The following is a 10,675-nucleotide window of genomic DNA, read 5'->3' as shown; positions in this document are numbered from 1 at the left end:
GGCTAGAGTATTCCTCGCTGCCTGTGACGGTCGCCGGATGTCCGGAGCCGAGATCAGGAAGCCGCTCGCGCGAGTGGCGGAATTGGTAGACGCGCTGGCTTCAGGTGCCAGTGTTCGCAAGGACGTGGGGGTTCAAGTCCCCCCTCGCGCACCGAGGACGAAGGCCCCGGAACCGTGTGGTTCCGGGGCCTTCGTCGTTCCCGGGCTGGTCCCCACTCCCCGGTTGGGGGCGGTTTCAGGCGGTATCCACGCCGAATACCGCCCGAAACCGCCCCCAAACGCCGCAGGGTGGTCCGGGCGCGGGGCCGCCCGCCCGACGCCGGCCCTCACGGCTTGACGCACACCACCGGGACGCGCGCCTCGAGGATGATCTGCTGCGCGGCCGATCCCAGCAGCAGCTTGCCCACGGGGGAGCGGTGCTTCACGCCCACCACGATCCGGCTCGCGCCCACACGCTCGGCGTGCTCGAGCAGGTCGCCGACGGCGTCCCGGCCGCGCTCCTGGGCGTGTGCCACGGACACGTCGACGCCGGCTTCGCGTGCCTCCGCCTCGTCCGGCTCGGTCCCGTCGAGGGAGAACCAGACCACGTCCTCCCCGCGCAGGGCCGCCTCGGCCAGGGCGGCCCGCCAGGCCGCGGCGCTCTCGGGGGTGCTGGTTCCGGTGCTGATGATCGTCATGGGGACCACTGTGCGTCATGGACGCGGCCCCCGTCACCACCCGGGCCGATTGTCGTCGGCGACTCTGCGGACGCGGAGCGCACGCAGCCTCGTCGCGCTGTTACGGTGACCTCCACCACTCGCACCTGTCCCCGGCGCCACTCCCTGGCGGCGGGGTGTCTCTGTTAGGAACCGCCATGTCCTCCACCTCCCCCGACGGCCCCCCGCGCCGACGCACGGGGATCGGCCGGATCGTCTTCAGCGTGATCGCGGTGCTCACCGTGCTCGCGGCCTCCGCCTTCTCCATCCGCTCGGCCTCGGGAGGCAACGACATCCGCACCAACCTGACCCTCATCGCCCCCGCGGCCGCCGGCGGCGGCTGGGACTCGTTCCAGCGCGAGCTGCAGCAGACCATGCGCGTCAACGGGCTCGTGAACAACGTCCAGGTGGTCAACATCCCCGGCGCCGGTGGCACCATCGCCCTCGGCCAGCTGACCACGCTCGAGGACGCGAACAACCTCATGGTGGGCGGCACCGGCCAGATCGCCGCCCACGCGGCCCGTGGCACCGGCCCCGAGCTCTCCCAGGTCACCGCGGTCAGCCGCGTCGTCGAGGAGTACAGCCTCGTGGTGGTCCCGGCGGACTCGCCGTACCAGAGCATGGACGACCTGGTGACCGCCTGGCGCGCCGACCCCGCCCACGTGGCGTGGACCGGCGGCGGCTCCTTCGACCAGCTCGTCATGGCGGACATCGCCCGCACGGCCGACGTGCCGGTCGCGGACACCACCTACATCCCGTCCGACGGCGGCGGCGAGGCCATCCAGGCCCTGCTCAACGGCACCGCCCAGGCCTCCGCCGGCGGCTTCGCGGACATCTACCCGCAGGTCGAGGCCGGCCGACTGCGCGCCCTCGGCGTGGTGGCGGCCGAGCCGCTGGCCGGCGTCGAGGAGATCCCGACCCTGCGCTCCCAGGGCTACGACGTCACGCTCACCAACTGGCGCGCCCTGTTCGTGCCGCCGGGCGTCTCCGCGGAGGAGCGCACGGAGCTCGAGACCCTCATCGCCGAGGCGGTCGACACCCCCGAGTGGAAGGAAGCGGTGCAGCGCAACTACTGGAACCCCGTGCCCCTCTCCGGCGCCGAACTCGAGGAGTTCATCGCCGCCGAGAAGGAGCGCATCGGCACGCTGACGGAGGAGATCAAGTGAGCCACGCATCCACCGTCCCCCCCGCCGCCGACGCCCCCTCCCGCTGGGGGCGCGCCGCCGGGCTCTCCGCGCTCGTCATGCCGGCCGTGCTGGCCGCGTTCAGCCTCTACCTGCTGCTGGGATCCCTGGCCATGGACACCGAGGGCGCCGACTTCCCCGGCCCGGACTTCTTCCCGCTGATCCTCGCGGTCGCGGGCCTCGTGATCGCCGCCGCGCTCGCGGTGGAGGTCGTGCGCGTGCGCCAGTCCCCCGAGGGTCAGGCCGACGCGGACGGCGAGGTCGGGCAGGCGGCCGGTCCGCTGACCCTGTTCCACTCGGACTTCGGCGCGCTGGCCTGGTGCTTCCTCGGCTTCCTCGCGTTCGCCGTCCTGCTGCCCTGGCTGGGGTGGATCCTCGCCGGGGCGCTGCTGTTCTGGTGCGTCACGCGCGCGTTCGGCGCCCCGCACCCCGTGTTCGACATCCTCGTCGCCCTGTTCGTCTCCTCGCTGGCCTACCTCGGCTTCGCGGTGGCCCTGGGCCTGACCCTGCCCTCGGGCATCCTGGGAGGTGGCTTCTGACATGGAGACCCTCGGACTCCTCATGGAGGGCTTCGCCGGAGCCCTCACCCCGATGAACCTGCTCTGGGTGGTGCTGGGCTGTCTGCTCGGCACCGCGGTCGGCGTGATGCCCGGTCTCGGCTCCTCGATGGCCGTGGCCCTGCTGCTGCCCATGACCTTCGCCCTCGAGCCCACCGCCGCGTTCATCATGTTCTCCGGCGTGTACTTCGGCGGCCTCTTCGGCGACTCCACCATGGCCATCCTGATGAACACCCCCGGCCAGGCCTCGGCCATCGCCTCCACGTTCGAGGGCCACCGCATGGCCCAGGACGGCCGTGCGGCCCAGGCCCTGGCGACGGCGGCGCTCGGCGCCTTCATCGGCGGCATGGTGGCCTCGGTGTGCGTCGTGTTCCTCGCCCCCGTCCTGGCGGAGTTCTCCACGAGCTTCGGGCCCGCGGAGTACTTCGCGCTCGCGCTCTTCGCGTTCGTGGCCACCTCCTCGGTGGTCGCCGACTCGGTGCTGCGCGGCCTGGCCTCTCTGGTGCTGGGACTGGGCATCGCCGTCGTCGGGATCGATGCGGTGACCGGCACCGAGCGCTTCACGATGGGCTCGCCGCAGCTGTTCGACGGCATCCCGCTGGTGACCGTCACGGTGGCGATCCTCGCGCTCGGCGAGGTGTTCCACGTGGCCTCCCGGGTGCGCCGCGAGCACGAGGACCTGCGCATCCGTCGCACCGGCCGGCCGTGGCTGTCGGGCGCCGAGTTCCGCGAGGCCGCCCCGGCGTGGCTGCGCGGCACGGCGATCGGCCTGCCGTTCGGCATCGTGCCGGTGGGCGGCTCCGAGGTGCCGACGTTCCTGGCGTACTCGGCCGAGCGGCGCCTGGACCGGCGCCGGGCGCATCCGCAGTTCGGCCGCGGCGCGATCCGCGGGCTGGCGGCCCCGGAGGCCGCGGGCAACTCGACCACCGGCATGGCGATGGGCGCGCTGCTCACGCTGGGCCTGCCCGTCTCCGCGACGGCGGCGATCATGCTGGCGGCGTTCCGCCAGTACGGGCTGCAGCCCGGCCCCCTGCTGTTCGACCGCAGCCCGGACCTCGTGTGGGCGCTGCTGGCGAGCTTCTTCATCGCGATGATCGTGCTGCTGGCGATCAACCTGCCGTTCGCGCAGCTGTGGGCCAAGCTCCTGCTCATCCCGAAGCACTACCTCTACGCGGGGATCACGCTGTTCTGCGGGCTGGGCATCTACGCCACCACGGGCGCGGTGTTCGACCTGCTGATGCTCCTGGGGATCGGCGTGCTGGGCTTCCTGATGCGGCGGTACGGCTACCCGCTGGCGCCGCTGATGATCGGCATGGTGCTCGGCCCGCTCGCGGAGACCAGCCTGCGCGACGCCCTGCTCAGCTCGGTCGGCGACCCGGCCGTGCTCGTCTTCACCCCCATCACGTGGGTGATCTACGGGATCCTGGCGATCGTGCTGGCGTTCTCCGTGCGGGCCGCCGTCGTGCGCCGGACGCGCCAGGACGTGTGAGCGGAGGCCGGATCCGCACCCCCGAAGGCAACGCGGGTTGAGTTGTCACCGGTGTGCGGCCTCCGCACCCGTGACAACTCAACCCGCGTTTCTGGTGGGCGGCGGCCCGCTCAGTAGTGGTACGTGTCCGAGGGCGCGGTGATCGCGTTGTCCTGGTCCGGATACCGCGTGGAGTGCACGCCGAACGCGGTGGCCAGCCCGAGGATCTTCTCCGCGCGCGCCTTGCGGGGCAGGTCGGAGCCGTTGCGGATCTCGCCGCCGTCGGCCTCGAAGTCCGCGAGGAACTCGTGGGCCCACGCCAGCTCCTCCTGGGACGGGCTGAGCCCCTCGTTCACGGCCGCGCACTGCTCCGGCGCGAGGCACAGCTTGCCGGTCATGCCGAACTCCGCGGTCACCGCCGTCGCCTCGGCGAGCTTCACGCCGGTGGAGCCCACGGTCGGCCCGTCGATCGCGCCCGGCAGCCCCGTGGCCTTCGCCGCGATCGTGAACTGGGACCGCGTGTACGCCAGCGCCTGCGGCGACTCGCCCAGGCCGGTGTCGCGGCGGAAGTCGCCGATCCCGAAGGCCAGCCGGAACGTGCCCTTCGCGGCGGCGATCGAGTCGATCCGCTGCAGCCCGCGCGCCGTCTCCACGAGCGCCACGACGGGCACCCCGGGCAGCCGTCGGGCGGTCTCGTTCACGTGGTCCGTGGACTCCACCATCGCCAGCACGACGCCGGCCAGGCCGCCCTCGGAGACCGGCCCGCCCAGGTGCGCGGGCAGGGCCGCGGCGAGCGCCTCGACGTCCTGCTCCCACCACCGTGAGCCGTAGCCGTTGAGCCGCACCCAGCCGGTGTGCCCGGAGGTCAGCCAGGCGACGGCGTCCGCGCGGGCCTGGTCCTTGTCCTTGGGGGCCACGGCGTCCTCGATGTCGAGGATGACGATGTCCGCGGCCGAGTCCTCGGCGGGCTGGAACCGTTCGGGCTGGGCGGCGTTGACCAGCAGCCAGGAGCGGGCGAGCTCCGGGTCGATGCGCTGGCCGGGCACGGGCTGGAACGCGGGGGAGGGGGTGATGGCCGAGGTCGCGGGCGGGGTGCCTTGCGCGGCGGACGGCCGGGGGACGGACCAGGTGGGCCCTGAGCGAGCGGCGTCGGTTCGACGCCGAAGGGCGCCGCGGGTGTGCGGCGCGTCCACAGCACAGTACACGCCTCTGTGTCCGACGTCACCCGGGTGGGCGTGGATCTCGGCTGAGAAGGGGTGACGGGTGCGGGGGGAGCGCGTAGCGTTCATCGGGGTCCGGACGGCGTCGGCCGCGCAATGGGGCGCGGCGCTCCGCGCGTCGGTCGGGCCGCGACACATCCCTTCCCACCGGACCACGAGGACGCTCAATGACGAGGATCCCCGCCGAGGACGAGGCCGTGACGGCCCCGTCCTCCCCGCTCGACAACGCCCTGGCCCAGCTCTCCGCCGCCGTGAAGACGCTCGGCTACGACGAGGGCCTGCACCAGATGCTCGCCGCCCCCCGCCGCGAGATGGCCGTCTCCATCCCCCTGCGCCGCGACGACGGCTCCACCGAGGTGCTCCGCGGCTACCGCGTGCAGCACAACTTCTCCCGCGGCCCGGCCAAGGGCGGCGTGCGCTTCAGTGAGGACGTGGACCTGGACGAGGTCCGCGCGCTGGCCATGTGGATGACCTGGAAGTGCGCCCTGCTGGACGTGCCCTACGGCGGCGCCAAGGGCGGGGTGACCATCGACCCCCGCCAGTACTCGAAGGCCGAGCTCGAGCGCGTCACCCGCCGCTACACCTCCGAGATCCAGCCGATCATCGGCCCCGAGGTGGACATCCCCGCCCCGGACGTGGGCACGGACGAGCAGACCATGGCCTGGATGATGGACACCTACTCGGTGAACGTCGGCCACACCACGCTCGGCGTGGTCACCGGCAAGCCCGTCGCGCTCGGCGGCTCGCTGGGCCGCGCCTCCGCCACCTCGGCGGGCGTGGTCCACGTGGCGCTCGCCGCGCTCGAGCACCTCGGCATCGAGCCGTCGCAGGCGACGGCGGCGGTCCAGGGCTTCGGCAAGGTCGGCGCCGGCACGGTCGAGCTGCTCGAGGCGGCCGGCGTGAAGGTCGTGGCCGTGTCCGACCAGTACGGCGCCGTGCGCGACGACGAGGGCCTGCACTACGACGCCCTGCAGAAGCAGCTCTGGGACACCGGCTCCGTGAAGGACACCCCCGGCACCACGTCCATGGACGCGGACGAACTGCTCGAGATGGACGTGGACCTCGTGGTCCCGGCCGCCGTGCAGTCCGTGCTGACCGAGGAGAACGCCCCGCGCGTGCGCGCCCGGCTGGTCGTGGAGGGCGCCAACGGCCCCACCACAGGCGAGGCCGACCGCATCCTCTCCGAGAAGGGCGTCCTGGTCGTCCCGGACATCCTGGCCAACGCCGGCGGCGTGATCGTCTCCTACTTCGAGTGGGTCCAGGCGAACCAGGCCTACTGGTGGAGCCGCGAGGAGGTGGACGAGCGCCTGAAGCGGCGCATGGTCGCTGCGTGGCAGGCCGTGCTGGCCACCTCCGAGAGTCGCCGCGTGAGCCTGCGGGAGGCCGCCACCCTGACCGCTGTCCAGCGCGTGGCCGAGGCCCACCGCACCCGCGGCCTCTACCCGTGACGGGGGGGCGGCCCCGCCGCCTGACCCCGTCCGGCCGCCCGAGCGCGGCCCCGCTGCCCGACCGCGGGCCGGCGGCCCGGAACCCCCGGAGGTTCCGGGCCGTCGTCGTGGGCGGACTCGTCCCTGATGTGCCCCCACGGCCCGTGACGTCCGTCTCTATTTCGAATTTTGACGATCAGGCGTGGACAACCCGTCCGGATGATGTTTGAATTTGAAACAAGTTCGGAGGCCAAGGAGCCATCGCCTCCCGCGACGGCCCACCCCGGACACACCAGACAGACCCGCTGAAAAGGAGCACCCCATGCACGCCATCACCCCCGGCACCTGGAACCTGGACGCCGCGCACTCGGACGTCGACTTCGTCGTCCGCCACGCCGGCATCTCCAAGGTCCGCGGCACCTTCCACGCCGTGGAGGGCCAGCTCGTCATCGCCGAGGAGTTCACCCAGTCCTCCGTCGAGGTGACCGTCGACGTCGCCTCCATCAGCACCAAGAACGAGGGTCGCGACGCCCACCTGCGCTCCGCCGACTTCTTCGACGTGGAGCAGTTCCCCACCATGACCTTCCGCTCCACCGAGGTCCGCGGCGAGCCCGAGGAGTTCACCCTGGTCGGCGAGCTGACGCTGCACGGCGTCACCCGGACCGTGGAGCTTGAGGCCGAGTTCGGCGGCCAGGACAAGGATCCCTTCGGCGCGACCCGCGTGGGCTTCGAGGCCACCGGCGAGATCTCCCGCAAGGACTTCGGTCTGACCTGGAACGCCGCCACCGAGGCCGGCGGCGTCCTGGTCTCGGACAAGGTGAAGCTCGAGATCGGCGCCGCCTTCGTGCTGTCCGAGGCCGACGCCCAGGCCTGAGCCTGAGTCGACCTCGCGCGTCGAGACCGGGTCCCTCGATGAGGGGCCCGGTCTCCTCATAGGGTGGGGCCCATGATGGCTTCGAAGACCCCGCACCAGAACGTCACGTTCGACCTGCCCACCAAGGACGCCGGCCAGGACGGCGACCGGACGGGCCACGGCTACCTCGCGCTGCCCGCCTCCGGGAAGGGCCCCGGCGTGATCGTGATCCAGGAGTGGTGGGGCCTGGTGGACCACATCAAGGATGTGTGCGACCGCCTCGCCGACCTCGGCTTCGTCGCGCTCGCCCCCGACCTCTACGGAGGCTGGATCGCCCACGACGGCGACGAGGCCGGCGAGATGATGCAGAACCTGCCCGCCGAGGAGGGCGCCCGCCAGCTCGCCGGTGCCGTCGACTGGCTCCTGGCCCGGGACGAGGTGACCTCGCAGACCGTGGGCGCGATCGGCTTCTGCATGGGCGGCGGCTTCGTGCTCGCCCTCGCGGCCCAGCAGGGGGACAAGGTCTCCGCCGCCGTGCCCTTCTACGGCGTGGGCCAGGGCGTGCCCGGTGACTTCTCCGGCGTCACCGCCGCCGTCCAGGGCCACTACGCCGAGCAGGACGACTCCTTCCCCGTCGAGGACGCGCGGAGGCAGGAGCAGCAGATCCGCGAGGAGTCCGGGGCCGACGTCGAGTACTTCTATTACGACGCCCCGCACGCCTTCCACAACGACGAGAACCCCCAGGGCAACTACCGGCCCGAGGCCGCCGCCCTCGCCTGGGACCGCGCGGTCTCCTTCCTGAAGGAGAAGGTCCGCTGAGCGGCTCCCGTGGCGGCCGGGGCGGGAAGTCCCGCGCGAGCAGGGGCGGCCCCGCCCGGTCCACCCGCTCCGGCGGGCGTGGCGTGGCCAAGGGCGTGAAGCCCGCGGGCCGCGCCGGGGGCGAGGGCCGGCGTCGTCCCGCGCCCGCGCCGCCGGCCGACCTGCCCGTCCCGCCGGAGACCCTCTTCCTGGCCACCATCCCCGGGGCCACGCCGTCCACGTGGGTGGAGCGGTTCACCACGCGCCAGCGCACGGTGCAGCTCGTCAACCACGACGACGCCGCCCAGCTGGCCCACCTCGCCCACGACGACGCCGGTCAGCCCCGCCACTTCCTGCCGCAGCTGGGCTATGTGCGGCGCCGACGCGACGTGTCCGCCGAGGAGTTCCTGCGCGCCGGCGGCGTCGACCCGGGCCACGTGCACCTCGTGGGCGTGTACTCCGAGCTGCCGGTGGTGTGCGTGGGCAAGGACCACCTGCTCGCCGCCTGGGACGTGGACGCGGACGGCCCCGTGCCGCCCGCCGAGCTCGACCCGGACGAGGAGCTGGACCCCGCCCGCTTCGCCCCGGCCCCCAGCGCGGAGCCGATGGACGCCGCCGAGCCGCCCGGCGCGGGCGAGCGGATGGCCCTGGAGATCGCCGCGGCTGGCGCCGGCCACGTCGTGCTGCCGATGTCCGTGGCCCGCATGTTCGGCCGCAAGGACGTGATCGTGCTGCCGCTGGCCTCCACCCTCGACGACACCGTGGGCCTGTCCCGCGCCGACCGCGAGGCCGCCGCCACGCGGTCCGCGCTCGCGGACGAGCAGGCGCGGGCCCAGGCCGAGGCGGGCGCCGCCGTCGTCGATGGGGCGGATCCCGCGGGTCAGGGCGACGACGACGCCCGCCACCCCGGCTGGGACGTCGCCCTGGCCTGGCTCAAGGCGGCCGACTCGGAGCTCGTGCAGGCGTTCGTGGGGGTGGCGCGCGGGCGGCGGGGCGCCAGCTCGCGCTGAGGGCGGGCGCGCCTATGCTCGGAATGAGCCGCATCACACTCAAGGAGGGCGCATGTCCGAGCATCAGCAGCACGTCGGCCGCCGGGACCCCCGGATCAGCGACGAGGCCATCGAGCGCGGCCGCCGCGCCCACGAGCTCGACCGCGCGCACGTGTTCCACTCGTGGAGCGCGCAGCGCGACCTCACACCCATGACCATCCTCGACGCCGAGGGGTCGTGGGTGTGGGACGGCGAGGGTCGGCCCATGGTCGACTTCAGCGGGCAGCTCGTCTTCACGAACGTCGGCCACCGCCACCCGAAGATCGTGGCCGCGATCCGGGAGCAGGCCGAGACGCTCGCCACCGTGGCCCCGCAGCACGTCAACGACGCCCGGTCCGAGGCGGCCCGGCTGATCACGGAGCGGCTGCCGGAGTCCATCAACCACGTGTTCTTCACGAACGCGGGCGCGGAGGCCAACGAGCACGCGGTGCGGATGGCACGCCTGCACACGGGCCGGCACAAGGTGCTCTCCGCGTACCTCTCGTACCACGGCGCCACGCGCCTGACGGCGAACCTGACCGGCTCCCTGCGGCGCGTGGGCTCGGACTCGGCCTCCGACGGCGTCGTGCACTTCCAGCCCGCGTACACGTACCGCTCCGCGTTCGGCTCGGAGAACGATGAGCAGGAGGCCGAGCGCGCGCTGGCCCACCTGCGCGACGTGATCGAGCTCGAGGGCCCCTCCACCGTGGCCGCCGTGGTCCTCGAGGCCGTCCCCGGCACCGCGGGCATCTTCCTGCCGCCGCCCGGTTACATGGCCGGCGTCAAGGAGCTGTGCCGCGAGCACGGGATCCTGCTGATCATCGACGAGGTCATGGTCGGCTTCGGCCGCGTGGGCGAGTGGTTCGGCCACCAGCTCACGGGCGTCACCCCGGACATCGTCACGTTCGCCAAGGGGGTCAACTCCGGGTATGTGCCGTTGGGCGGCGTCGCCATGAGCGACGACGTCTACGAGAGCTTCGCGACCACGCCCTACCCCGGCGGCCTGACCTACTCGGGCCACCCCCTCGCGTGCGCGGCCGCCGTCGCCGCGATCACCGCGATGGAGGAGGAGGGCATGGTCGCCCATGCGAAGCGCATCGGCGATCAGATCATCGGGCCGCGCCTGGCCGAGATCGCCGCGGCCCATCCGAGCGTGGGCGATGTGCGCGGCGCCGGCGCGTTCTGGGCCGTCGAGCTGGTGAAGGACCGGCAGACCCGGGAGCGGCTGGCCCCGCTCGGTCAGGTCGCGCCCGTGATGGGGCGGATGATGGCCGAGGCGAAGGACCGGGGGCTGCTGCTGTTCATGGCCGAGAACCGGTTCCACCTGTGCCCGCCGCTGAACATCTCGGACGAGGACCTGCGCTTCGGCCTCGACGTACTCGACCAGGTCCTCACCCTCGCCGACGAGGAGGTCGCGGCCGGCTGACGGGCACTGCCCCCAGCCC

The 10,675-nt window shown here is 72.9% G+C and carries 10 protein-coding genes and 1 tRNA gene; 9 read left to right on the top strand and 2 right to left on the bottom strand.

Annotated elements, in window-relative coordinates:
• The first annotated feature begins 67 nt into the window (after positions 1-67).
• A tRNA-Leu gene (locus J1M41_RS05890) sits at positions 68-151 on the top strand.
• 175 nt (positions 152-326) lie between these two features.
• Here the strand turns inward: J1M41_RS05890 and J1M41_RS05885 are convergent.
• Complete coding sequence (locus J1M41_RS05885; protein ID WP_098093919.1) at positions 327-677, bottom strand: universal stress protein; 351 nt, start codon at positions 675-677, stop codon at positions 327-329.
• A gap of 176 nt (positions 678-853) precedes the next feature.
• Here J1M41_RS05885 and J1M41_RS05880 point away from each other — a divergent pair, with 176 nt between their 5' ends.
• From J1M41_RS05880 to tctA, 3 genes are read left to right on the top strand one after another with little or no spacing between them, the layout of a single operon-like run.
• The gene (locus J1M41_RS05880; RefSeq protein ID WP_206451356.1) at positions 854-1,861 is read left to right on the top strand and encodes a tripartite tricarboxylate transporter substrate binding protein; all 1,008 of its coding nucleotides are present in this window, start codon (positions 854-856) and stop codon (positions 1,859-1,861) included.
• Positions 1,858-2,418 carry a tripartite tricarboxylate transporter TctB family protein gene (locus tag J1M41_RS05875; protein WP_010079710.1) on the top strand — a complete coding sequence of 187 codons (561 nt, stop codon included), beginning with the start codon at positions 1,858-1,860 and terminating at the stop codon, positions 2,416-2,418. The genes J1M41_RS05880 and J1M41_RS05875 overlap by 4 nt, the downstream gene beginning before the upstream one ends.
• A 1-nt stretch (position 2,419) precedes the next feature.
• The gene (gene tctA, locus J1M41_RS05870) at positions 2,420-3,925 is read left to right on the top strand and encodes a tripartite tricarboxylate transporter permease TctA (protein WP_206451355.1); all 1,506 of its coding nucleotides are present in this window, start codon (positions 2,420-2,422) and stop codon (positions 3,923-3,925) included.
• A 110-nt stretch (positions 3,926-4,035) separates the two neighbouring features.
• On the opposite strand, the gene J1M41_RS05865 is transcribed toward tctA, so the two are convergent.
• On the bottom strand, positions 4,036-4,977 hold the full coding sequence (locus tag J1M41_RS05865) for a CoA ester lyase (protein ID WP_206451360.1): 942 nt from the start codon (positions 4,975-4,977) through the stop codon (positions 4,036-4,038).
• Positions 4,978-5,291: 314 nt separating this feature from the next.
• Here J1M41_RS05865 and J1M41_RS05860 point away from each other — a divergent pair, with 314 nt between their 5' ends.
• From J1M41_RS05860 to J1M41_RS05840, 5 genes are all read left to right on the top strand, one after another.
• Positions 5,292-6,572 (top strand): Glu/Leu/Phe/Val dehydrogenase, encoded by a 1,281-nt coding sequence (locus J1M41_RS05860; RefSeq protein WP_206451354.1) that lies wholly within the window; start codon positions 5,292-5,294, stop codon positions 6,570-6,572.
• A 301-nt stretch (positions 6,573-6,873) separates the two neighbouring features.
• Positions 6,874-7,425 (top strand): YceI family protein, encoded by a 552-nt coding sequence (locus J1M41_RS05855; RefSeq protein WP_122054830.1) that lies wholly within the window; start codon positions 6,874-6,876, stop codon positions 7,423-7,425.
• Between the two features lie 72 nt (positions 7,426-7,497).
• Positions 7,498-8,223: a dienelactone hydrolase family protein gene (locus J1M41_RS05850; protein ID WP_036316518.1), complete on the top strand. Its 726-nt coding sequence runs from the start codon at positions 7,498-7,500 to the stop codon at positions 8,221-8,223.
• A gap of 83 nt (positions 8,224-8,306) precedes the next feature.
• Positions 8,307-9,212: a hypothetical protein gene (locus tag J1M41_RS05845; protein ID WP_206451353.1), complete on the top strand. Its 906-nt coding sequence runs from the start codon at positions 8,307-8,309 to the stop codon at positions 9,210-9,212.
• Between the two features lie 52 nt (positions 9,213-9,264).
• Positions 9,265-10,656, top strand: a complete 1,392-nt coding sequence (locus J1M41_RS05840) for an aspartate aminotransferase family protein (protein ID WP_206451352.1) — start codon at positions 9,265-9,267, stop codon at positions 10,654-10,656.
• The last annotated feature ends 19 nt before the right edge of the window (positions 10,657-10,675 follow it).

It is taken from the genome of Micrococcus sp. KRD096 (assembly GCF_017168495.1).
Classification (GTDB): domain Bacteria; phylum Actinomycetota; class Actinomycetes; order Actinomycetales; family Micrococcaceae; genus Micrococcus; species Micrococcus luteus.
Note: the sequence above shows the minus strand (reverse complement) of the source record. Positions and strands in the feature narration are given on the sequence as shown.